Consider the following 22,593-nt stretch of genomic DNA (forward strand, 5'->3'; position numbering starts at 1 on the left):
GTGAGCCTAGACGCTGGCGGTCCCCATCGTCAGACCCGTCGTCAGAGGCCCGTCGAGCGGCAGGGCCGCCGGCGCAGCGCCGCGACGTAGTCGTCGGGGGCGGCGGCCGCCTCCGCGGCGTCGGCCAGCACGCCCAGGTGCAGCGCCGAGGGCAGCCCGCCCTCGTAGGCGTCGAGGACGTAGGTCCAGGCGACCTCCTCGCCGTTCATCGTCGAGACCCGCACCTTGGTCTTGCGGTAGAGCCCGGAGTCGGCGGACTCCAGGGAGTCCAACAGCCTGGCGTCCTCGGGCGTCACGTCGTAGAGGGCCACGAAGACCTGCTCGAAGGGATCCTGGACCAGCGTGGGCAGCGCGCCGTCCCAGCCGTGCTCCTCCCCGCCGAAGGTCAGGCGCCACCCTCCGAGCCAGCCGGTGGTGCGCAGCGGCGAGTGCGGGCAGCGCTCGCCCATGCGGGCCGGGTCGAGGTTGGTGCCGTAGGCGGCGTAGAGGCTCACGACACCGAAGGCTAGACCGTCGGGCGTCGGCATTAGGGTGGTGGGCGTGACCCACTTCGATGTTCTCGTTCTTGGTGCCGGCCCTGGTGGCTACGTCGCGGCGATCCGAGCGGCTCAGCTCGGCAAGTCGGTGGCGGTCGTGGAGGAGAAGTACTGGGGCGGTGTGTGCCTCAACGTCGGCTGCATCCCCTCCAAGGCCCTGCTGCGCAACGCCGAGATCTCCCACCTGATCACCCATGAGAAGAAGACCTTCGGCATCGAGGGCGACGCCACGATGTCCTTCGGCCCGACCCATGCGCGCAGCCGCAAGGTGGCCGAGGCCAGCGCCAAGGGCGTGCACTACCTGATGAAGAAGAACAAGATCACCGAGGTCGACGGCTGGGGCACCCTGACCGGCACCAAGGACGGCAAGCACGGCATCGACGTCAAGGGCGCCGACGGCGAGGTCACCTCCCACACCTGCGACGACCTCGTCATCGCCACGGGTGCCAAGACCCGCCTGATCCCCGGCACCGAGCTCAGCGAGCGGGTGGTCACCTACGAGGAGCAGATCCTCACCGACCAGCTGCCCGGCTCGATCATCATCGCCGGCTCGGGCGCCATCGGCGTCGAGTTCGCCTACGTGATGGTCAACTTCGGCGTGAAGGTCACCATCGTCGAGTTCCTCGACCGGATGGTGCCCACCGAGGACGTCGACGTGTCCAAGGAGCTGCTCAAGCAGTACAAGAAGCTCGGCGTCGACGTGATGCTCTCGACCAAGGTCGAGAAGATCGACGACTCCGGCGAGAAGGTCAAGGTCACCGTCACCAAGGACGGCCAGGAGCAGGTGCTCGAGGCCGACAAGGTGATGCAGGCCATCGGCTTCGCGCCGCGGGTCGAGGGCTTCGGCCTCGACGCCACGGGTGTCGAGCTGACCGAGCGCGGCGCGATCGCGGTCGACGCGCGCGGGCGCACCAACGTCGACGGCGTGTGGGCGATCGGTGACGTCACCGGCAAGCTGATGCTGGCCCACACCGCGGAGTCGATGGGCGTCATCGCCGCCGAGACGATCGCCGGTGCCGAGACCGTCGAGATCGACTTCGACATGATCCCGCGGGCGACCTTCTGCCAGCCCCAGATCGCCTCCTTCGGCTACTCCGAGGAGCAGGCCAAGGAGAAGGGCTACGACGTGAAGACCGCGCAGTTCCCCTTCTCGGCCAACGGCAAGGCCCGCGGCATGGCCGAGAGCGTCGGCTTCGTCAAGATCGTCGCCGACGCCGAGCACAACGAGATCATCGGCGCCCACATGATCGGCCCCGAGGTCACCGAGCTGCTGCCGGCGCTGACGCTGGCGCAGAAGTGGGACCTCACCGCCGACGAGGTCGCCCGCAACGTCTTCGCGCACCCGACCCTGTCGGAGGCGATGAAGGAGGCCGTCGAGGGGATCGCCGGCCACATGATCAACCTCTGAGACATCCAGCGACGCGCGGAAGGAACAGATGAGCGACAAGGTCGTCATCGTCGGGGGAGGCCCCGGCGGGTACGAGGCGGCGCACGTGGCCGCCCAGCTCGGGGCCGAGGTGACCATCGTCGACCGCGACGGTCTGGGCGGCTCGGCCGTGCTCACCGACTGCGTGCCGAGCAAGACCCTGATCGCGACCAGCGAGGTGATGAGCGAGGTGGCCGAGGCCGCCGAGCTCGGCATCACCTTCAACGACCCGCAGGGTGACGCCGCGACGGCGATCAAGGTCGACCTGGGCCGGGTGAACCGTCGGGTCAAGCAGCTGGCCACCGACCAGTCCAGCGACATCCGCCGCCGCCTCGAGCGCGACGGGGTCGAGCTGGTCGTGGGCCGCGGTCGCCTCGACGGCCCGGGACGGGTCGTGGTCACCGACGACGAGGGCGCCGAGTCCGTCCTCGAGGCCGACGCGGTGCTGATCGCCACCGGCGCCGCGCCGCGGGTGCTGCCCACGGCGCAGCCCGACGGGGAGCGGATCCTGACCTGGGAGCAGGTCTACGACCTCGACGAGCTGCCCACCGAGCTGATCGTGGTCGGCTCCGGCGTCACCGGCGCCGAGTTCGCCAGCGCCTACCTGGCCCTCGGCGTGCCGGTCACCCTGGTCTCCTCCCGCGACCGGGTGCTGCCCGGCGAGGACGCCGACGCCTCGCTGGTGCTGCAGGAGGTCTCCGAGCGCCGCGGCATGAAGGTGCTCTCGAAGTCGCGCATGGAGTCGGTGACCCGCGACGGCGACGTCGTCACCGTCACCCTCACTGACGGGCGCACCGTGCAGGGCTCGCACTGCATCCTGGCGCTCGGCTCGGTGCCCAACACCGCCGACCTCGGTCTCGAGGAGTCCGGGGTGGTGCTCAAGGACGGCGGCTTCGTCAACGTCGACCGGGTCTCGCGCACCTCGGCGCGCGGCGTGTACGCCGCCGGCGACTGCACCGGCGTGCTGATGCTCGCCTCGGTGGCCGCGATGCAGGGCCGGATCGCGATGTGGCACTTCCTCGGCGACACCGTGCACCCCCTCGACCTCAAGAAGGTCTCCTCCAACGTCTTCACCGCCCCCGAGATCGCCACCGTCGGCTGGTCGCAGCAGGCCGTCGACGCCGGCGAGATCCAGGCCGAGGTCGTGATGCTCCCGCTGGGCGGCAACCCCCGCGCCAAGATGCAGGGCGTGCGCGACGGCTTCGTCAAGCTCTTCTGCCGCCCCGGCACCGGCATCGTCGTCGGCGGCGTCGTGGTGGGCCCCCGCGCCAGCGAGCTGATCCACCCGGTGGCCCTCGCGGTCGCCGAGTCGATCACCGCCGACCAGCTGGCCCAGACCTTCACCGTCTACCCCTCGATGAGCGGCTCCATCGCCGAGGCCGCCCGCCGGCTGCACCGGGTCTGACGCCGCACGTGTCCTCGCGCGGAGCAGCAACCACCAGCTGGCCGGGCGTCGCCCTCATCGGGGCCGTCCTGGTCGTCCTCGTGGCGTTGGTCCCGCTGGTGCTCGCGGTCGACGACCGGGCCGACCGGCAGCGAGCGATGTACCAGGACCGCTACGAGATGGCGCTGCTGCAGTACAAGCAGGCGGACGTCCACGGCGAGCCCGAGGCGCTGGTGCTCGGGCCGGAAGAGACGGTCGAGCTCGCCGGGTCGGCGTACACCACCGCGCCCGGGGTGAGCGTCGTCGTGGAGACCTCGGAGGACGGCTACTGCGTGCGGGCCAGCAACAGCCACGGTGACGTGACCGAGTGGCGCTGCTGGGCCGACGACGAGGACCCGTCGAAGTCGACCGGCGCCCCACGGTCCTGACGAGCCTCACGCGACGCGCCGACGGCGGCGTACGGATCGTCAGGACGGCTGCAGCACCCGCTCCTCGTGGGCGTGCCGGCGCGCGGTCGGCGCGGCGCGACGGCCGGTCGCGACGAGTGCCAGCCACACCGTGAACCACAGCTCGGCGACCACCGAGGGCACCGCGACGATCGCCAGCATCAGGTCGGCGTACGCCTCGTAGTCGCTGAGCACCAGGTGCACGACGGTGTCGGTGGTGTACGCCGCTCCCGCGAGCACCAGCAGCCACGCCAGCGGGCGCGGGGCGCCGGTGGCCCGCAGCAGCAGGAGCCCGACGAGCACCAGGTGCACGCCGAAGGCCGAGAGGCCCACGACCCACAGGAAGTCGAAGGACTGCAGGGCCAGCAGCACCGAGCTGTCCGCGGCCCCGGGAGTCTCGACCAGCTCGAGGGCCACGAAGAGCGCCACCATCGACGCGCCGAGCAGCACCGTGTAGGTCAGCCGGAACCACGCCGCGAGCAGCGCCAGGTCGGGCTGGACCGCGCGCAGCAGCACGAGCAGCGCCCAGGCGATGACCACGTCGAGCAGGAAGATCGCCAGGAAGGCGGCCGCCCCCAGCCGCATGGACGTCTCGTGCTCGACGAGCGCCGCGGCCGTGGCGGGGGCGTCGCCCGGGTCGAGCACCTGGTCCAGCGCGATGAAGTTGGCGAAGATCGCCAGCACGAACAGCAGGGCGTAGGAGACCGCGGCCCAGCCGGCGGCGGTGCGCGCCGACGTGCGCGGCGCCGTGGTCGCGGCGCTCACGGGGCCACCACGATCTTGCCGCGCACGTGGCCGTCGACGAGGTGGTCGATCGCCTTGGCGGCCTCCTCCAGGGCGTAGGTGCGCTCCAGCACCGGTCGCAGCTCGCCCCGGTCGGCCATGTCGGCCAGCGTGGCGAAGTCGGCGGCCGTCTCCTTGCTGAGCAGCGAGGTCAGGCGCTGGCGGACGAAGGGGGAGAGCGCCATCGCGCCGAGCTGGCGGTGGGTGCCGCCGAGCCAGCGGTCGCCGCCCTCGCCGCCGGCGATCACGAGCGTGCCGCCGGGCGTCAGGCAGCGGCGCAGCAGCGAGAGGCGACGCAGTCCGGCGAGGTCGATGATGACGTCCCACTGCTCACCGGTGGCGTCGATCTCGTCGCGCGTGTGGTCGATGACGCGGGTCGCGCCCAGCGAGCGCACCAGGTCGGCCTTGGCGCCGCTGGCCACGCCGGTGACCTCGGCACCGCGCGCGGCCGCGACCTGCACGGCGTACGACCCGACGCCGCCGGAGGCGCCGATGACCAGCACCCGGTCGCCGGCCTCGACGCCGGCGCGGCGGACGACCTGGAGGGCGGTGGCGCCGGAGACCGGCAGGGTCGCTGCCTCCTCGAAGGAGAGGCTGGCGGGCTTGCGTGCCAGGCGGGTGACGGGGACGACCGCGAAGTCGGCGTACGAGCCGTTGGCGGTGCCGATCACCTCGTCGCCGATCGCGAACGACGTCACGTCGGCGCCGACCCGGTCGACGACGCCGGCGACGTCGCGGCCCACGACGGGGAACTTGGGGCGGCGCAGCCCGAAGGCCAGGCGCACGGCGTAGGGCTGTCCGGCCATCAGGTGCCAGGTGCCGCGGTCGACTCCCGCGGCGCGTACCCGCACGAGCACCTCGTCGGGCCCGGGGGTGGGGGCCTCGATCTCGGTGAGCTGCAGGGTCTCGGTGCCGCCGTAGCGGTGCTGCGTGATCGCACGCATCGTGATCTCCGTTTCTTACGTCGTAAGGTTGCGGTGCCCACTGTAGGCTTACGGTGTAAGTTCAGTCAAGGACCAGATCGGGTACAGGAGGCACGGATGGGCAGGAGCGGCCTGACTCGGGCGGGCATCGTGGCGGCGGCGGTGGGGGTCGCCGACGCAGAGGGGGTGGCGGCCCTGTCGATGCGCTCGGTGGGCAAGCGGCTGGGGGTGGAGGCGATGTCGCTCTACCACCACGTGGCCAACAAGGAGGACCTGCTCGACGGCATGGTCGACGCGGTCTTCGCGGAGTTCCACGCCCCCGAGGTCGGGGGAGCGTGGCGCGAGGAGATGCGCGCGCGCCACCACTCGGCGCGCGCGGTGCTGAAGAAGCACCCGTGGGCGGTGGGCCTGATGGACGCGCGCCGCAACGCCGGCTACGAGACCCTGCGCCACCACGACGCGGTGCTCGGCTGCCTGCGCGAGGCCGGCTTCTCCCTGGCGCTGACCGGGCACGCCTTCGCCGTCCTCGACGCGCACCTCTACGGCTTCCTGGTCCAGGAGCTCAGCCTGGCGTTCGACGGCGAGCAGGACCTCGCCGAGCTGGGGGAGCAGATCCTCACCGCGCTGCCCGAGGGCCAGCTGCCCTACTTCCGCGAGTTCACCCTCGAGCACGCGCTGCAGCCGGGCTACGCCTTCGGCGACGAGTTCGAGGTCGGTCTGGAGCTGCTGCTCGACGGGCTCGCGGCCCGGCTCGAGGGGTCCTAGTCTGTCGAGATGCCCGACGACGAGGTCCTGCACCGCGCGCTGGCGCACGCCCGGGCATGGCGGGCCGGCGCCCCCGAGCACCCCGTGGGGCCGAGCGCCGGCGTCGAGGAGATGCTCGCGACCTTCGGGGGCCCGCTGCCCGAGCAGGGCAGCGACCCCGCCGCGGTGGTCGACGAGCTGGGCGTGGGCGCGGTCCCGGGGCTGCTGAACATCCAGTCGGGCCGGTTCTTCGGCTGGGTGATGGGCGGCACCCTCCCGGCCGCGCTGGGCGCCGACTGGCTGGTGAGCGCCTGGGACCAGAACGCCGGCCTGCGCGACGCGATGCCGGCGGTCGCGGCGCTCGAGCAGGTGGCCGGGGCGTGGATCCTCGAGCTGCTAGACCTGCCGCGCGAAGCCGACGTCGGCTTCGTGACCGGCGCGACGATGGCCAACTTCACCGGGCTCGCCGCGGGCCGGTTCGCGGTGCTCGACCGCGTCGGGTGGGACGTTCACCGCGACGGGCTGACCGGTGCGCCGCGGGTGCACGTGCTGGTCGGTGCCGAGCGGCACGACACGGTCGACCTGGCGCTGCGCTACCTGGGGCTGGGCGCCCCGGTGGTGGTGGCGGCCGACGCCCAGGGCCGGATGGACCCGGCAGCCCTGGCGGCCGCGCTGGCCGACGTACCTGACGGGGAGCCGCTGATGGTGTGCCTGCAGGCGGGCAACCTGCACTCGGGTGCCTTCGACTGCTTCCCCGAGCTCGTCGCGGCGGCCCACGACCGGGGCGCCTGGGTGCACGTCGACGGCGCCTTCGGGCTGTGGGCGCGCGCGACGCCACGACTGGCCCACCTCGCGCGCGGGGTCGAGGCTGCCGACTCGTGGGCCACCGACGCCCACAAGACCCTCAACGTCACCTACGACTGCGGCGTCGCGGTCGTGCGCGACCCGGTGGCGGTGCGCAGCGCGATGGGCGTGCACGCGAGCTACCTGCCCGATGCCGTCGGCCCCGGCAACCCCTACGAGAAGGTGCCCGAGCTCTCGCGGCGCGCCCGCGGCGTGCCGGTGTGGGCGGCGCTGCGCTCGCTGGGCCGCACCGGCGTCGCCGCCCAGGTCGACCGGCTGGCCGAGCGGGCGCGCGGCATCGCCGACGGGCTGGCCGGGATGGCGGGCGTCGAGGTGCTCAACGACGTCGTCTACACCCAGGTCTGCCTCGCCGTCGGCGACGGCCGCACCCAGGAGGTCTGCGCCCGGCTGACCGGCTCGGGCGAGGTGTGGATGTCACCGTCGCGCTGGCAGGACCGCGACGTCGTGCGGGTCTCGGTCTCCAACGCCGCGACCACCGACGACGACGTACGCCGCACGGTGGCGGCGGTGCGCGCGGCCGTGGCCGGGTGCGGGGGCTAGGAGGGGAGCAGCCTCCAGTGCCCCTCGGAGACCACCTCGACGGTGCCGTCGACCACCGCGATGGCCGTCTGGTCGTCGATCGCGTAGGCGGGTCCCGCGATGCCGGCCGCCCACTGCTCCGCCTCGGCCATGGAGTTGCCCGGCATGCCGTCCCTGGCGAGGTGCGGGCAGATCGAGAAGTCGACGAGGCCCAACGTGCTGTCGTCGCCGCCCGGTGGCCGCCACTGGATGAAGTCCTCCCCGACCTCGGGGGTCATCACCATGCTGCCGGCGCTCAGACCCACCCACGTCGTCTCCTCCAGCGAGGGCAGCAGGTCGGCCAGGCCGGACTCCCGCATCCAGTGGCACAGGTACAGGACGTCCCCTCCCGCGGCCAGCAGGACGTCCGCCTCCCTGACCAGGGGCACCCAGTGCTCCTCGTCGATGCTGGGCAGCGCGGTGAGCTCCAGCACGCCGACGGACCGCCAGCCCAGGTCGACCATCGGGTTGCTCGACCTCCCGCTGATGAACTCCCAGGCCTTCACGCCGGGACCGACCGACGGGTGCCCGTACTGGGCCGTGGGGATGCAGAGGGCGGTGGACTCGGCGATCGGCTTGCCCACGAGGTCGACGAGCGCCTGACGGATGCTCGTGTTGGTGACGCCCCCGGAGGTGAGGAGGAGCTTCACCATGCCTCCCGGCGGGTCCGTGGGTCGTGGGCGGCGGCCGGGCTCATCCGGCCTCGACCTCGGAGCGGTCGCCCGACCAGAGGGTGTGGAAGACGCCGTCGCGGTCGGTGCGCCGGTAGGTGTGGGCGCCGAAGAAGTCGCGCTGGGCCTGGATCAGCGCGGCGGGCAGGCGCTCCGAGGCCAGCGCGTCGTACGACGCCAGCGCGGAGCCGAAGGCGGGGGCGGGGACGCCCGCGGTGACGGCGAGCGCGACGACGCGGCGCCAGGCGGCCTCGCCGTCGCGGACGGCCTCGGCGAAGTAGGGGTGCGCGAGCAGGGTGACCAGCGACGGGTCGTCGTCGTAGGCCTCGGCGATGCGGTCGAGGAACCTGGCGCGGATGATGCAGCCGCCGCGCCAGATGCGGGCCATCGCGCCGAGGTCGATGTCCCAGCCGTGCTCCTCGGCGCCGGCGCGGATCAGGTCGAAGCCCTGGGCGTAGGCGACCACCTTGGAGGCGTAGAGGGCGGCGCGCACGTCGTCCTCGAAGCCGTCGGGTGCCGCGGGCACCTCGGGGCGGTCGGTGAAGGTGCGGCGCACGGCGTCGCGGTGCTCGCCGGAGGAGGAGAGCGCCCGGGCGAAGACGGCCTCGCCGATCGCGGTGGCCGGGACGCCGAGGCCGAGGGCGTTCTGCACCGTCCACACGCCGGTGCCCTTGGAGCCGGCGTGGTCGAGGATCACGTCGACCAGCGGCCCGCTGGTCTCGGCGTCGTCCTGGCGCAGCACCTCGGCGGTGATCTCGATGAGGTAGGACTCCAGGTCGCCCTCGTTCCACTCGGCGTAGACGTCGGCGAGCGAGGCGGGGTCGTGGCCGCCGATGCGCCGCAGCAGGTCGTAGGACTCGGCGATCAGCTGCATGTCGGCGTACTCGATGCCGTTGTGGACCATCTTGACGAAGTGGCCGGCGCCGTCGCTGCCGACGTGGGTGACGCAGGGCTCGTCCTGGGCGACCGCGGCGATGGAGCGCAGGGCGGGGCCGATGGCCTCCCAGGCCTCCTTCGAGCCGCCGGGCATCAGCGAGGGGCCGTTGAGCGCGCCCTCCTCGCCGCCGGAGATGCCGCAGCCGACGAAGTGCAGACCGCGCCCGCGCAGCTCCTCCTCGCGGCGGATGGTGTCGTGGAAGTCGGCGTTGCCGCCGTCGACGATGATGTCGCCCTCCTCGAACCGCTCGGCGAGCTGCTCGATGACCGCGTCGGTGCCGGCGCCGGCCTGCACCATGATGATCGCCGTGCGCGGCGTGGCCAGGGAGGCGACGAAGTCGTCGATGGTCTCCGCGGCGACGAAGCCGGCCTCGGGGTGCTCCTCGACCAGCGCGTCGGTCTTGGCGGTGGTGCGGTTGTAGACCGCGACCGTGTTGCCCTCGCGGGAGGCCAGGTTGCGGGCGAGGTTGGAGCCCATCACCGCCAGCCCGATGACGCCGATGGTGGCCTCGCCGCTGGTCTGGGTGGTCTGCTCGGTGTCGCTCACGGTGCTCCTCGAGTGGTCGGTGGCGTGCTCCTCTCGACGGTAGGAGGTGCTACCCAGTCGCCGCCTCGCCCTGCCGGTGGTGGGCGCGGAACTGCTGGGGGCTGGTGCCCGTGTGGGAGCGGAAGGCGGTGTTGAAGGCGGTCAACGACCGGAAGCCCGAGCTGTGCGCCACGTGGCTGACGGTGCTCGTGCGCCAGGCCGGGTCGAGAAGGCGCGACACGGCACGCTCGAGCCGCTGCTCGCGGATCATCTCGGCAGGGCTGGTCCCGGCCCGGCGGGTCGCCTTCTGCAGCGAGCGCAACGACGTCCCCAGCAGGGCGGCGAGGTCGTCGGGACCGAATCCGGGTGAGTCCGAGCGCTCGCGGACCAGGGCGAGGGCCTGGGCCGGGAGGTCGGTCGGCTCACGTCGGGGCAGCACCAGTGCTGCCGCCTCGCAGGCGCGGAGGAAGGAGTCGGCGTCGAGGTCGGCGCTCTGTGCCGCGACCTGGCGGAGCATGGCCGCGAAGACGGCACCGGGGCCCCGGCCCAGGTCCCAGACCACGGGCCGGTCGGCGGGCTCCGAGCGCCACCAGGCCCGCGGCAGGCTCAGCACGAGCGCGTGCGCGTGGGCGTCCTGCACGAGCTCGAAGTCGCGCTCCATCGACACCGCGCCGGCCAGCCCGGGGGAGAGGTCGTGCCGGTCGCCGGCCGCGACGATGCGCACCGTGCCCGCGGTCGGCAGGACCACGCGGAGGCTGTCGTCCCCGTCGTGGTCGACGTCTCGAGCCTGCCGGCGGTAGCGCACGGCGTCCGACCAGAACTCCACCAGCTGGACCGCCCCGCACCGCTGCACCTTCGTGCCGCCGCTGAACCCCGCCGGAGAGCCGAAGTCGAGGCTCAGGCGGCCGTGGTTGTCGGTGACGTGGTCGCGCCAGGCGCCGGCGCGAGCAGCCGGCGAGAAGGCGGCGGTGTCGGTGCCGCCCACGAGGTAGTCCACGCTCACGACGAGCACCTGCGGGGCCGTGCGTGCATCCGTCCTCCTTGGGCGCGAAACGGTGAGACCGACCCGAGCGGCATGACTACCGTCACATCGTAGGAGCACCCACCCGACGTACCGGAGGAACTGTCATGGAGCACGTGGAAGTCAACGGGACCCGCCTCGCCTACGTGGATGCGGGGCCGCGCGACGGCGAGGTGGTGCTGCTGAGCCACTCGCTGTTCTTCGACCACTCGATGTTCGAGCCGTTGAGCGCGCTGCTCAACGAGGCCGGCTACCGCACCGTCGCCTACGACCACCGGGGCCAGGGCGAGAGCGCTGCGGCGTCCGCGCGTGAGGAGCTGTCGATGGACAACCTCACGGCCGATGCGGCCGCGCTGATCGAGGCGCTGGGCATCGGGCCGGTGCACGCCGTCGGCAACTCGATGGGCGGGTTCATCACGCTGCGCCTGGCGGCGCGCCACCCCGAGCTGGTGCGCACGGTCGCCGCGCTCGGCGCCTCGAGCGAGGAGGAGCACAAGCTGGAGGAGTTCGCGCCCCTGGTGGAGATCCTCGGCCAGGGTGGAGGAGCCCCCGTCATCGACGTGCTGCTGCACATCATGTTCGGCGACGCGAGCCTCGCGGCGGGCGGGCCGGTGGTCGAGCACTGGCGCGAGAAGATGACCGCGCTCGGGCCCTCCATCGGGGATGCCGCCCACCAGGTCATCCACCGCACCCGCATCGTCGAGGAGCTGGACGGCTGCCGGGTGCCGGTCCTGGCGATCGCGGGCGAGCAGGACCACGCCTACCCCCAGCCCATCTCCGGGGAGAACATCGCCCGGGCCGCCGGTGGACGGGACGAGATCGTGGCCGACGCCGGTCACTCGCTGGCCCTGGAGAAGCCGCAGGAGGCGGCCGACCTCCTGCTGCCCTTCTTCAAGTCGGCCTAGGGCTTCCTGCGTACGACGCGCCGGCGCAGCGTGGGGGAGGAGACCACCTCGTAGCCGGCGTCGAGGAAGACCTGCAGCAGCCCCACCGACGCCTCGTCCCAGATCACGGTCTTCCCGGGCTCGGGCTCGGTGGGGTAGCCCTCGAGCACCCGGGCGCCCACGTGGCGCCCGTGCTCGACGGTGGCGGCGGCCAGCTCGTACATCAGCCCCTCGCGGCGGAAGCCCTTGCGCACCACGAAGCAGGTGACCGACCAGACGCCCTCGAGGTCGGGGTCGGCGCGCATCCACGCCTTCTGCCGGTTCCAGATCCGCGGGTAGTTCTCCCGCGGCTCGACCGCCACCCAGCCGGCCGGCTCGCCGTCGACGTACCCGATGAGGCCCGAGGTGGGGCCCGGCGTGCCGCAGGCGGTCTGCTCGAGCAGGGCGGCGTCACGCTGCTCCTGGGTGGTGTCGCGCCAGATCCAGCCCGCCACCTTCAGCCCCTGGCAGCGGCACTTGCGGGCGCCGCCGGCGGCGAAGACCGCCTCGACGTCCTCGGTCGTGGCCTCGTTGGCCGGTCGCCAGGTGAACTCGGGCATGCCGGATCGTCTCAGTCGCGCCAGAACAGATGGTGGACCACGCCGTCCCGCCCGGGTACGACGTCGCGGTGGTAGCGGTCGAGCAGCTCGTCGGGGGAGTCCCAGAGCCGCGTCCCGCCGCCCAGCTCGAGCGGTGCCACCGAGACGTGGAGCGTGTCGACGAGCCCGGCGTCCAGGAACTGCCGCACGGTGGTGGCGCCACCACCGAGACGGACGTCCTTGCCGTCGGCCGCCTCGAAGGCGCGCGCCAGCACGGTCGCGGGGTCGCCGCCCACGAAGTGGAAGGTCGTGTCGGAGAGCGTGAACGACGGCCGCTCGTGGTGGGTCATCACGAAGACCGGGGTGTGGAACGGCGGCTCGTCGCCCCACCAGCCCTGCCACTCGTGGTCGGTCCACGGGCCGCGCTGGGGGCCGAACTTGTTGCGCCCCATGATCTCGGCGCCGATGTCGCGGTGGAACTCGCGCACCAGGTAGTCCTCCAGGCCGCGGCTGCCACCGCCGTCCGCCCGGCCGGGCCAGCTCGCGGTGCCCAGGGCCCAGCCGAGGAGGGTCTGCGGGTCGGCGTGGCCGAAGGGGCGCTCGAGGCTCTGGCCCTCGCCGGCGGCGTACCCGTCCTGCGACACCCCGAAGTTGTGGACCCTGACCAGCTGCGTCATCGCTGCTCCTCACCGCAGATGCGTGGTTGACACGATGGCAGACCGGGCGGACGTGCCGCCCTCATCGCTGAGGCGTCGTCGGTCAGGAGGCCTCGGTCAGGGTCGTGGGCGGCAGCCAGTCGGCGCCGAGCAGCTCGGCGAGGTCGGTGAGGCCGGTGGTGTCGCTGCCGACGGTGTCGGAGGCGGCGGCGATGCGCTCGACCATCACCTTGCCGACCTGCTCCTCGACGGTGCCTTCGGCGTAGGCGATGTGCCACGGCGAGACCTGGTGGTCGCGGTGGGTGCGGCCGGTGACCTGGCGCCCGGCGATGCCGGAGAAGCGGGCTTGGTGGAAGACGCCGACGCGGGGCTCGGTGCTGGCCTGGCGGCCGTCGGCGAGGCTCTCGCCGGCGTGCAGGCTGATGGAGGCGACGGTGGTGAAGACGCAGACCTTGGCCTGCCCGGTCTGGAACCGCAGCCGCTCGGCCTCGGGGTCGAAGCGGTCGCGGCCGTAGATCGTGGCGACCTCGATGCCGGAGTCGCGCAGCCGGTCGGCGATGGGGTCGGCGGCGGTCGCGACGAACTCGACCGAGCAGGCCACCTGCCGCTCGGCCTGCACCTGCTGGGCGATCCAGTCGACAGTGGAGTCGACGCGGATCAGCCCGGCCTTCTGCCGGAAGCGCAGCAGCGCGGCCCGGCCCTTGGCGGTGTTGCGGCCGCGGCGGGCGATGTCCATCTCGCGGCAGAACTCGCCCCACTCGGCCTCGTACGCCGCCCGCTCGGCCGGTGTGAGCGTCACCGGCATGCCCGAGATCGGCACCGGCCCCCAGGGGGCGGCGCGGTGCAGCATCGCCGGGGGCTGCTCCTCGTCGAGCCATCCGCGCACCAGCTTGAGGTCGGCGGCGCGGCGGGCTGGGTCGGTGGTCCAGGTGGCGCCGTAGCGACCGTGCTCGACCTCGACGCCGTGGCGCTCGAGCGCGGTGGCGAACGCGACTCCGGGCTGCGTGGCCGAGGTCCAGTCCTTCATGGGCTCGCCGAGCACCTGCGCGTAGGCCGGGGCGAGGTAGGGCAGCTCGAGAGGAGTGTGGCCGGGGGTGGCGGTGGTGGCGATGACGAACGGCGCCTTGTCGTGGGGCTTGGCGTGGCTGGAGATCCGCGCCCAGAGCTTCCACCGCTTGGTCGTCGTACGCCGCAGCGCGTGGGCCTCGTCGGCGATGATCACGTCCCAGGTGTGGTCCTTGACCTTCTCGAGCCGGTCCCAGGTGATCACCACCCACTCGAGCCCGCCGTCGCCGAGCGCGGTGATGGTGCGGCACCAGTGGCCGATCGTGATCGCGGCGGGCCGGTCGGCAACCACGAGCACCCGCTGCGCGCCCCGGAGGTCACCGACCGCCGTCGCGCCAAGGACGGCGGAGATCGTCTTGCCGACACCGGGCTCGTCGGCGAGCAGGAACTGCCGCCCGCCCGCCGCGGCGCGCTCCGCGATCGCGTCGGCCGCCTCGAACTGGAGCCGGCGCGGCTCGAGCGTGTCGGTCGGCTCGGGGGAGGGCGTCGGGTCGTCGGGGTTGAGGGTGTTCTCGATGAACCGCCCCAGCGTGTGCGGCCCGGGCGCGTACGGCGCCAGGTGCGCCGGCAGCGTGCGCCCGACGTAGAGGTGGGTCTTGACCGCGGGGTGCCAGCTCGCGCCGTCGACCTGCGTCCCGTAGGGCACGTCGAGCACCCACACCCGCTCGCCCGGGCCGGCGACCGGCAAGGGCCGGGGTGCGCTGCTCTTGCGCGAGCTGCCGCTACGTCGGCGGCCACTGGATCGACGAGAGCTGGCCATCCGCTGACGCTATCGGGGCCGCGACCGGGAACCGGGCCGGCACGCCAAGTCGAGTTCTCCGATGATGGCTCCATCGCGGGGCTAGGGTGCCGAGCACCGGTCTTTACTTTCGCAAGGGGAATCGCGTGGCTGAGGAGTCCTGGCATGAAGCTCGTCTGATCCCGACCTCGGGGATCTCCGGGGTTGAGGAGCAGGAGCGACGAGCGACCTCGGCCCTGCTGGCGGTCATGAGCGTCGTCAAGGAGTTCGGCCGGGCCCTGCTCGGTCCGGTCGGCGCCATCGCGGGCAACGTCGAGACGTTCATCGAGGTCCCGTTCGCTGTGGGGGACGGGAAGAAGGTGATTCCGGACGGCCTGATCAGGGTCACCCGCGGCCAGCGTTCCTGGACCGCGCTGGTCGAGGTCAAGACCGGCAAGAACGAGCTCGACACCGCGCAGCTCGAGAACTACCTCGACGTCGCCAAGGAACAGGGCTTCGATGCGCTCATCACGATCAGCAACGAGATCCCGGCGGTGGCAGGTCAACACCCCACGAAGGTCGACAAGCGGAAGCTCAAGAAGGTCGCGCTCCACCACTGGTCCTGGACCTACATCCTCTCGACGGCGGTGATGCAGAAGGAGCATCGCGGCGTCACCGACCCGGAGCAGGCGTGGATCCTGGGCGAGCTGATCAGGTATCTGGAGCACCCGCGTTCGGGGGCCATGGAGCTCGAGGACATGGGTTCCGCCTGGGTGCCCGTCCGCCAGGCCGTGACAGCCGGCACGCTGCGCGCCAACGACCAGCAGGTCCCTGAGGTGGTCGCACGCTTCGACGCGCTCCTCCGGTACACCGCGCTGCGCCTCGGCAGGCAGCTCGGCACCGACGTCCTCCACGTGCTCAGCCGCAAGGAGCAGGCCGATCCCTCGCTGCGGGCGCAGGCGCTGACGGCGAGCCTGGTCGAGAACGGCTGCCTCGCGGGCACCATCCGTATCCCGCACACGGTGGCACCCCTGGAGATCCGGGCGGATCTGCGCGCCGGACGCATCACCGCCTTCCTGGACATCGACGCCCCCAAGACCGGGAGGCCCGCCACCCGAGTGAACTGGCTGGTCCGGCAGCTCAAGCACGCCCCGGAGGGGGTCCGCATCGAAGCCTTCGCGGTGGGCGCGCGAGGGCCCGGTGCGACGGAGCTCTTGGCCAAGGTGCGTGAGGACCCCTCCTGCCTGGTCGCGGATCCCAAGCGGGACCTACGTGGTTTCCGGGTCGAGATCAGCGCCCCGCTGGGCACCAAGCGTGGCCGCGGCCGTGGGGCCTTCATCGACTCCGTCATCGACCTCGTCGACGACTTCTATACAGACGTCGTCCAGCACCTCAAGGCGTGGACCGCTTCGCCGCCCAAGATGCGTGAGACACCGGCCGAGGAGCCCGACGTCAGCCCTCAGCTGGTCTCGACGTCGCTCTCTTCGCAGGACGGACAGGACGAGGCGTAGGGGCGGACGGGCGGGTGAGAGCTGGTGGGTGCCCAGCGGCTCTGTTTCCATGAGCCATGGCTTTCGACCCGCCCGCTGCACGCGACCTTTCCGGCGCAGAACCCTTCGATGGCCTTGACGCATCCGTCGTTGACTTCTGGAGGTTCGCGATGAGCGACCTCCGCACCAACAACGTCCGGGGCTACCTGGCCGAGTTCCTCGTCGCGCGCGCCGTGGGCTCGACGAGCCCACGGGTGGAATGGGCCCCATGGGACGTGACTGCGCCAGACGGGACCAGGATCGAGGTGAAGTCGTCTGGATTCCTCCAGTCGTGGGCACAGAGGAGGTTGAGCACTCCGAGGTTCCAGGTCTCGGCGGCCTACGGATGGGATGCAGGGACGGGCGCCTGGTCCGAGGAACAGGGATTCAACGCAGACGCCTACGTGTTCTGCCTCCACACGGCGAAGACTCACGATGAGTACGATCCGCTCGCCCTTTCTCAGTGGCAGTTCTACGTCGCGGCACGCCAATCGATCGAGGACCTGGCCGGAGCCGCCATGGGCCTCCCAAGGCTCGCGAGGGTCGCCGGTGACCCAGTGCTCTATGCGGGCCTGCGGGACGCGATCGCTGTCGCCGCAGAGAGGACTCGGCTCATCAACTGGTCATGACCGACCTGTGTGCGAGGCGTCCGGCACGTGGCGTCACGACGCAGGTACTCGATGGGCGTCAGACCCTCTCGAGATCTTCGGCAAGCCGCACGACTGCGTCGCCTATCGCAGAGGAGGCCTCGATGAGTCTGTCGGACGAAACACGTCCGCCGTCGACTTGGAGCGACCGCAGGATCGCCTTGACCCGGGCGCTCTCGCCCGCGACGGCGCGGTAGATGGGCGACTGGTTGTCCCCGTTCGCGGCTGCCAGGGCTAGTTCCGCAACCTCGATGAACTTGGCGTTCATGACGTCGAAGTACTGCTGGAGGACCGCGACGATCTGCGCCTGGTTCTCGAACTCGGCCGGGTCGAAGGCGTCGTCGCCGCCAGCGCGGTCGTGCAGAACCTGAGCAGCGTGGTTGCAGGACTGGACATCGCCGCTCTCGTTGTAGGTGAAGAGCGCCACTGCGGCATCGTTGGCGTACTCCACCGCGGCCTTCGTGTAGCCGGACAAGCTGTAGAAGAGCGCTGCTCCGCGACCGTGGGCGGCTCCGCGAAGTTGCTGGATGACGGGAGCGCCGATCGGCGTCGCGTAGTGCTTCACCTGGGCCACTGCATCGGTCGCCCGGACGTCGAGGCCGCCGTCCGCGCCTGGAGGAGTCATCTTGGCGTCCTCGAAGCCGAGCTTCTGCATGTGCCAGGCCGCGAGGGCCTCGGCCTGCTGCCAGGAGGAGACGGCAGGACCGGCCTGTTCGTCAGGCACGGCTTCGATCTGCGGCGCGTCGCGTTCGAGGGCCGGGACTTGCTCAGCCGGGACAGACACCGCCCGCGTGGGAACATCGTCCTGGGGAACCGCGACAGGCATCGGGCTAGGTGCAACCGGGGCAGCCGGCACCTGGGGCGCGGCGATGGGCGGCACCGGCTCTTGGGCAGACCGCCACCGGAGGTAGTCACGGTTGACGAAGAGGCCATAACCGATGAGGACGAGCCACAGGACCGCCGCGTAGCCTGCGCCGACCTCCTGCATGAGCTCGACGGGCGTCAACAGCAGGACGAGGCCGAGGAGGCTGAACGCGGTCGTGACGAAGGCGCGGCGCTTCCAGGCGGTCGAGCGGACACGGACGGCGCAGTAGATGAAGCCGATGCATGAGAACGATCCGACTCCCAAGGCCACCGCCAGGAGCCAGGCACTATGGCGGACCTTCCACGCGAGGCTGCGAGTGGCGAAGGAGGCGGTGTCGGACATGCGGGAAGTCTGTCAAACACTGCCGACACTCGTCCGACAACGTTGGCTGTCCCCCCGCTGGGTAGCAGCGTCCCGCCCGCTCAGCCGGCCGCGCGGATCGAAGCGGGATGCTTGTTTCGTCCTCCATCTCCCGGCGCGACACTCGCGGCGGAATGACGCATGTGGTCGCCATGGTTCCAGTGAGACGGTCGGAGGTCGCTGCGGCTTTAGCTAGCCCGCCGCCCTCCTAGCTGAGTTCTTGCTCGTTCTCCTCGCGCAGGTGGGTCACCACCAAGAAGTCGGGAGTGTCACGGAGGATTGGCCCCATGTCACGGTCATAGACTGGTGCAGCGGCACTATCGACATTGGGCTCGGCGTCTGACAATGACCGCCACGCTGAGTCGACCTGCTCCTCCTGCAGCAAGTCAGCCCAAGCCTGCGGCGTGTCGCTCACCCCAAGAGGATGCCCATGCCCATGCCCATGCCCATGTCCACTTGCCGGATTGTGTAACGCTCGCCGCGCTCGGCCAAGTAGGTATTCCTTCGGCAGCGAGCCGCTGCACCAGGGGGTAGTCATCGGGCAGGTGATGCACTCCCAAGGCACCGCTGCCGGATTGATGTCGTATCCGGTGATAGCCCACTTCGGAGTAGTCGCCTCGGGCTTGCGCTTTATGTGTGAACGCACCCAGTCGGCGTCCGCCAAACTGATGGCAAGTGGCGATGTCGCAGGCGAAGCACTCGCCAAACTTCCGCGGGTGACTGCGGCCGCACCCTAGATGGGCGCCTACATGACCCTCTGTACCGAAGGGGAGAGCCGAGCCGTTATAAAAAGCATATACTGGGACTTGGCCGTTCCCCTTCGCGCGTAGCAGCGCGGCGGCTTGGTCGTCTGCCTTATCGTTCCCGTCTTTGGTCGTGCCTAACCCCTCGTACTGGCCCGACGGGAACAAGATCTTGGCCTGCACGCGAAGGTGAAGCCAGCGTCGCCTGTCGACCGAACGCAAGGCCCACAGGAAGTCGTGACCGTCCCTGACCTCCTCGGCAATCGTCGCTTTGCTGACCCAAGTCGTGGACGACCTGAAGCGATGCATTGCCACCAACAAGCCTTCGGTCGCAGTCTCTTCACGGGGCTTAAATGGCGCATCCCGCAGGAACTCCCATAGCCTTCCCGACAGTTGCTCTAAGTCATGCCGATTCACGCCGTCAAGTATTGCGCAGCGAGCGCGTGAATTGTCCGCACCGCACCGCGGCAGTTAGCGCCCGTGGTCCGCGCGCCGAACGAGATGCCAGGTGTCGCCGCCGAGGTTGTTCCGAGTCAGCATCGAAAGGTCAGATCCTTCGAGCGTCCTGCAAGCGGCGGGATAACCCACACGGTTCGCCCAGCAGTCCCCAGCTGGCCTTGATGGTTCTGTGTTCCGGATTGTTGACACTGGGCTTGATCCAGCGATCTCCATTGCCGCGAGATGCCCTGGTTGGCGATTCGCGTCAATTTCCTGGATCTCCCGGTAGCGTGCTGGAGCATGGAGGAGCCATCTGTTGGAGACCGCAAGACTGGACCAAGGCCGGCGAGTAGTCACAACAGCACTGGACCATCGGTCAGGGTGCCAGGTGAGAAGGAATGGCAGTCACTCACGGAATCTGACGGACGTGCCTGGAACTTGTTCGAGTCGGTCGGTCTGGCTAGCTACCGCAGCGAGAACCTTGTTGTCTTGCTGGGTTTGGGAACCTCACTCGGCCTGAATGGCGGCGGCGGCATGGCGCCCACGATGAGTGACCTGTTCGTTAGTGTAAAGACATTGGACGGGTACGACCGCGCGGCAGAACTGGCGCCGACCGCGATCGAGGCTGGCGACGTCGAAGCGCTTCTGTCGGCCTGTCAGATGCAGGTAGGTCTGACCGACGACGAAGTCACGAAACGGTTCTTGGACGCCGCCGAAGCGGTAGTCCTCCAGGCGTGCAGCTTTGTGGACGACACGACCGACCTAGGCACGCACGAGGCCTTCCTTCGTAAGGTCGGTAGACGGGCGACAAGGCTCGCTCGCACCAAGGTGTTCACCACGAACTACGACCTCGCCATTGAGCGTGCAGCCCAAGCAACACGCTTCACCCTTCTCGACGGCTTCGGTCCGACCGCGGGTGAACTCTTCGACGGAGGCAACTTCGATCTTGACGTCGTACGTCGCGCACCAGACGGGACGCTCCAACTAGCTCCGAACGTCATTCAGCTCTACAAGCTCCACGGCTCCGTGGATTGGGACGAGACGAACGACGGTGTGCGTCGGGACCCAAGCCCCGCGAACCCAGTATTGATCTACCCGTCGAGCATGAAGTACCAGCAGTCGTACCGTCCGCCCTACCTCGAATCGATGGCTCGCTTCCAGATGACGCTGCGACAGCCAGAGACGACCGTCATCGTCGCCGGTTTCGGCTTCAACGACGCACATGTCGTTGGCCCACTGCTATCGGCTGTCCGGTCCAACGTGTCACTGCGCCTCATCGTCGTCGACCCGGTTCTGCGCGAGACCAAGAACGAGTCCTTGCTGACGTTATTGCGTCTCTCGGACGCGCGTGATGAGCGGATCCTGCTCTTCGCTGGCACCTTCGCCGAGTTCACCACCCGCCTTCCCGATATGGCACCTCAGGACGCGCACGAGGCTCACGACGAGCGAGTGCGAAGCACGTCGATCTGATGGAATTCCTCGACCCTTTCATCCCCGAGCGCCTGGCCGGCACCGTCATCGCCGTCCAAGGGTCCGAAGCGACGGTGTCCCTGCCGTGGGCAGGCATGGCGCCGGTGTCGCTCTTCGGCCAGCCGGTCCTTCGCGGCGAGGTCGGGGAGTTCTTGCTCTTCGCATGCGGACCCTTCGCGATCTTCGGTCGACTGGTGACCCTCGAAGCACCGCGGACCAAGCGGCCGGAAGCCAGCACGACACCTGGTGCCCAAGTCGCAACTGAGGTCTCCGGGACCGTCCAGCTCTTGGGGACGCTTCGGCTCAACGGAAAGTTCGCGCGCGGTTTGGAACGTCACCCCCGTGTCGGGGACCTCGCCTACGCCGCCGATGCTGACGCGATCCGCGCCGTGTTGTCGTCGGGGGTCGATGCAGACGGCGCGCGACTGCCCCTCGGCGTCCTGCGTGGCGGGCAGGACGTCGAGATCGACGTGCCGGCCGAGGTGTTGTTCGGTCGACATCTGGCCATAGTCGGATCCACCGGTGGTGGAAAGAGTTGGACACTGCAGACCCTGATGGAGCAGTCCGCAAAGGAGGGGGTGCGGATCCTGCTTCTGGATGCCACCGGTGAATTTGCCCCGCTCGATAATCTGGCCGACCACGTCTCTGTTGCGACATCGCCACCGGCGATCGGGTCTCAGGCCTCCCTGCCGCACCGTCAGCTCAGCGAGTCGGACAGGCGTGCGCTCCTGCGCCCATCGGCGGGAGCCCAGCTTCCGAAGCTTCGATCCGCCATTCGGTCGCTACGCCTTGCAAACGCGCTGGGAGAGGGGCACAGCCTGATTCAAGACGGGCTGCTCTATAAGGCCAACCGGCCGCGCAAGCCCTACTCGGATGCGTGCTTCGAGCATGCGGCAGTACTTGATGACCCCCAAGCCCCCTTCAACCTTCGGAAGCTCAGCCAGCAGGTGCCGCTCGAGTGCGTCTACGAGAACGACCAGCGCGAAGGGACAAGTTTCGGGAACTGGGCGATGAATGAACTCAGCTACTGCAACACGATGATCGCTCGGATCCTCGACCTCACCTCGACAGCCGAGGTCATGGACATCCTCGACCCGCATGACGCGTCGCCGTCGGAGTCAGTGCTTGATCTCGTTGACCAGTGGCTGGATAGCGAACCTTCCAAGAACATCCTGCGCATCTCGCTCGCCGACCTCACGTTCGAACACAACATGCGCGAGATCGTCGTGAACACCATCGGTCGCCACCTTCTTTCAAAAGCAAGAAAGGGCGCGTTCAATCCCCGACCCCTCGTTGTCGCAATTGATGAGGCGCATCAGTTCTTCGGGCAGGGCGTTGCGGACGAGTTTGTGGCAGCTTCTTTCGATTCGTTCGACCTCGTCGCGAAAGAAGGGCGCAAGTATGGGCTAGTGATCTGTATGGCGACCCAGCGTCCAGGCGATCTGCCCGCCGCAGTCCTTAGTCAGGCCGGCATGCTTTTGGTGCACAGGCTCACTGAGAGACGCGACCGTGAGCGCGTGGAGCAGGCAGCTTCCGAGCTGACGCTGGCGGCTACTCGGCTTCTCCCGGCACTGGTGCCGGGAGAGGCGCTAATCGTGGGTAGCGAATTCGCGGTACCGGTTCCCGTCCGCATGCACCGACCACAACGGCCCCCGAAGTCCGATGGGCCTACTTTTTCGCGCACGCATCACTAGCTATTGACTCAGCGAAGTCAGGGCGTATTCCAACGACAAGCTTCGCTGGCGGAGGATGTCAGGCATGGTGCCCGGAGCGCCGGAGCGCCGGAGCGCCGGAGCGACGTGGCGGAGTGGACCCAGCCGCG

Annotated in this window: 22 protein-coding genes; 10 read left to right on the forward strand and 12 right to left on the reverse strand. The window is 70.0% G+C overall.

What is annotated here, in order from left to right; genetic code table 11:
• Nucleotides 1-41: 41 nt before the first annotated feature.
• Nucleotides 42-494 (reverse strand): gamma-glutamylcyclotransferase, encoded by a 453-nt coding sequence (locus JOE61_RS15665; protein WP_193667085.1) that lies wholly within the window; start codon nucleotides 492-494, stop codon nucleotides 42-44.
• Between the two features lie 46 nt (nucleotides 495-540).
• On the opposite strand from JOE61_RS15665, the gene lpdA reads away from it, so the two are divergent.
• Genes lpdA through JOE61_RS15680 form a run of 3 tightly spaced genes read left to right on the forward strand, consistent with a single transcriptional unit; the run spans nucleotide 541 to nucleotide 3,774 of the window.
• A complete protein-coding gene (gene lpdA / locus JOE61_RS15670) occupies nucleotides 541-1,944 on the forward strand; it encodes a dihydrolipoyl dehydrogenase (protein WP_193667086.1) in 1,404 nt (467 codons plus the stop codon).
• 28 nt (nucleotides 1,945-1,972) lie between these two features.
• The gene (locus tag JOE61_RS15675; protein WP_193667087.1) at nucleotides 1,973-3,367 is read left to right on the forward strand and encodes an NAD(P)H-quinone dehydrogenase; all 1,395 of its coding nucleotides are present in this window, start codon (nucleotides 1,973-1,975) and stop codon (nucleotides 3,365-3,367) included.
• A gap of 8 nt (nucleotides 3,368-3,375) precedes the next feature.
• A complete protein-coding gene (locus JOE61_RS15680) occupies nucleotides 3,376-3,774 on the forward strand; it encodes a hypothetical protein (RefSeq protein ID WP_193667088.1) in 399 nt (132 codons plus the stop codon).
• Between the two features lie 39 nt (nucleotides 3,775-3,813).
• Here JOE61_RS15680 and JOE61_RS15685 read toward each other — a convergent pair whose 3' ends face one another.
• Nucleotides 3,814-4,557: a DUF4386 domain-containing protein gene (locus tag JOE61_RS15685; RefSeq protein WP_193667089.1), complete on the reverse strand. Its 744-nt coding sequence runs from the start codon at nucleotides 4,555-4,557 to the stop codon at nucleotides 3,814-3,816.
• Complete coding sequence (locus JOE61_RS15690; protein WP_193667090.1) at nucleotides 4,554-5,519, reverse strand: NAD(P)-dependent alcohol dehydrogenase; 966 nt, start codon at nucleotides 5,517-5,519, stop codon at nucleotides 4,554-4,556. The genes JOE61_RS15685 and JOE61_RS15690 overlap by 4 nt, the downstream gene beginning before the upstream one ends.
• 96 nt (nucleotides 5,520-5,615) lie before the next feature.
• Here JOE61_RS15690 and JOE61_RS15695 point away from each other — a divergent pair, with 96 nt between their 5' ends.
• Together JOE61_RS15695 and JOE61_RS15700 are read left to right on the forward strand one after the other, a co-directional pair.
• Complete coding sequence (locus tag JOE61_RS15695) at nucleotides 5,616-6,263, forward strand: TetR/AcrR family transcriptional regulator C-terminal domain-containing protein (RefSeq protein WP_193667091.1); 648 nt, start codon at nucleotides 5,616-5,618, stop codon at nucleotides 6,261-6,263.
• A 9-nt stretch (nucleotides 6,264-6,272) separates the two neighbouring features.
• Nucleotides 6,273-7,646 carry a pyridoxal phosphate-dependent decarboxylase family protein gene (locus tag JOE61_RS15700; RefSeq protein ID WP_193667092.1) on the forward strand — a complete coding sequence of 458 codons (1,374 nt, stop codon included), beginning with the start codon at nucleotides 6,273-6,275 and terminating at the stop codon, nucleotides 7,644-7,646.
• Here JOE61_RS15700 and JOE61_RS15705 read toward each other — a convergent pair.
• From JOE61_RS15705 to JOE61_RS22590, 3 genes are read right to left on the reverse strand one after another with little or no spacing between them, the layout of a single operon-like run.
• Complete coding sequence (locus JOE61_RS15705; protein ID WP_227491141.1) at nucleotides 7,643-8,317, reverse strand: Type 1 glutamine amidotransferase-like domain-containing protein; 675 nt, start codon at nucleotides 8,315-8,317, stop codon at nucleotides 7,643-7,645. The two genes, JOE61_RS15700 and JOE61_RS15705, sit on opposite strands and share 4 nt — an antisense overlap.
• Before the next feature lie 40 nt (nucleotides 8,318-8,357).
• Nucleotides 8,358-9,818: an NADP-dependent phosphogluconate dehydrogenase gene (gene gnd, locus JOE61_RS15710; RefSeq protein WP_193667094.1), complete on the reverse strand. Its 1,461-nt coding sequence runs from the start codon at nucleotides 9,816-9,818 to the stop codon at nucleotides 8,358-8,360.
• Between the two features lie 49 nt (nucleotides 9,819-9,867).
• The gene (locus tag JOE61_RS22590) at nucleotides 9,868-10,800 is read right to left on the reverse strand and encodes a helix-turn-helix domain-containing protein (RefSeq protein ID WP_193667095.1); all 933 of its coding nucleotides are present in this window, start codon (nucleotides 10,798-10,800) and stop codon (nucleotides 9,868-9,870) included.
• A 125-nt stretch (nucleotides 10,801-10,925) separates the two neighbouring features.
• Here JOE61_RS22590 and JOE61_RS15720 point away from each other — a divergent pair, with 125 nt between their 5' ends.
• Nucleotides 10,926-11,723: an alpha/beta fold hydrolase gene (locus JOE61_RS15720; protein WP_193667096.1), complete on the forward strand. Its 798-nt coding sequence runs from the start codon at nucleotides 10,926-10,928 to the stop codon at nucleotides 11,721-11,723.
• Here the strand turns inward: JOE61_RS15720 and JOE61_RS15725 are convergent.
• The 3 genes from JOE61_RS15725 to JOE61_RS15735 form a co-directional block, all read right to left on the reverse strand.
• Nucleotides 11,720-12,301 (reverse strand): GNAT family N-acetyltransferase, encoded by a 582-nt coding sequence (locus tag JOE61_RS15725; RefSeq protein WP_193667097.1) that lies wholly within the window; start codon nucleotides 12,299-12,301, stop codon nucleotides 11,720-11,722. The genes JOE61_RS15720 and JOE61_RS15725 overlap by 4 nt on opposite strands.
• Before the next feature lie 11 nt (nucleotides 12,302-12,312).
• Nucleotides 12,313-12,957, reverse strand: a complete 645-nt coding sequence (locus JOE61_RS15730; protein WP_193667098.1) for a dihydrofolate reductase family protein — start codon at nucleotides 12,955-12,957, stop codon at nucleotides 12,313-12,315.
• Between the two features lie 82 nt (nucleotides 12,958-13,039).
• Nucleotides 13,040-14,647: a DEAD/DEAH box helicase gene (locus tag JOE61_RS15735; protein ID WP_307823050.1), complete on the reverse strand. Its 1,608-nt coding sequence runs from the start codon at nucleotides 14,645-14,647 to the stop codon at nucleotides 13,040-13,042.
• 200 nt (nucleotides 14,648-14,847) lie between these two features.
• Here JOE61_RS15735 and JOE61_RS15740 point away from each other — a divergent pair, with 200 nt between their 5' ends.
• Nucleotides 14,848-16,230 carry a hypothetical protein gene (locus tag JOE61_RS15740; RefSeq protein ID WP_204797260.1) on the forward strand — a complete coding sequence of 461 codons (1,383 nt, stop codon included), beginning with the start codon at nucleotides 14,848-14,850 and terminating at the stop codon, nucleotides 16,228-16,230.
• Nucleotides 16,231-16,286: 56 nt separating this feature from the next.
• A complete protein-coding gene (locus JOE61_RS15745; RefSeq protein ID WP_193667100.1) occupies nucleotides 16,287-16,877 on the forward strand; it encodes a hypothetical protein in 591 nt (196 codons plus the stop codon).
• A 58-nt stretch (nucleotides 16,878-16,935) separates the two neighbouring features.
• On the opposite strand, the gene JOE61_RS15750 is transcribed toward JOE61_RS15745, so the two are convergent.
• From JOE61_RS15750 to JOE61_RS22705, 3 genes are all read right to left on the reverse strand, one after another.
• Nucleotides 16,936-18,102 carry a restriction endonuclease gene (locus tag JOE61_RS15750; protein WP_193667101.1) on the reverse strand — a complete coding sequence of 389 codons (1,167 nt, stop codon included), beginning with the start codon at nucleotides 18,100-18,102 and terminating at the stop codon, nucleotides 16,936-16,938.
• Nucleotides 18,103-18,328: 226 nt separating this feature from the next.
• Nucleotides 18,329-18,535 (reverse strand): hypothetical protein, encoded by a 207-nt coding sequence (locus JOE61_RS15755; protein WP_193667102.1) that lies wholly within the window; start codon nucleotides 18,533-18,535, stop codon nucleotides 18,329-18,331.
• Nucleotides 18,507-19,280 (reverse strand): DUF6615 family protein, encoded by a 774-nt coding sequence (locus JOE61_RS22705; protein ID WP_372440083.1) that lies wholly within the window; start codon nucleotides 19,278-19,280, stop codon nucleotides 18,507-18,509. Before JOE61_RS22705 ends, JOE61_RS15755 begins: the two co-directional genes overlap by 29 nt.
• A 402-nt stretch (nucleotides 19,281-19,682) precedes the next feature.
• Here JOE61_RS22705 and JOE61_RS15760 point away from each other — a divergent pair, with 402 nt between their 5' ends.
• Entirely contained in the window at nucleotides 19,683-20,771 is a 1,089-nt protein-coding gene (locus JOE61_RS15760; RefSeq protein ID WP_193667103.1) for an SIR2 family protein, read from the forward strand.
• Nucleotides 20,771-22,465: an ATP-binding protein gene (locus JOE61_RS15765; protein ID WP_193667104.1), complete on the forward strand. Its 1,695-nt coding sequence runs from the start codon at nucleotides 20,771-20,773 to the stop codon at nucleotides 22,463-22,465. The genes JOE61_RS15760 and JOE61_RS15765 overlap by 1 nt, the downstream gene beginning before the upstream one ends.
• Nucleotides 22,466-22,593: the final 128 nt, after the last annotated feature.

Origin of the sequence: Nocardioides salarius, from assembly GCF_016907435.1 — a bacterium.
GTDB lineage: Bacteria > Actinomycetota > Actinomycetes > Propionibacteriales > Nocardioidaceae > Nocardioides > Nocardioides salarius.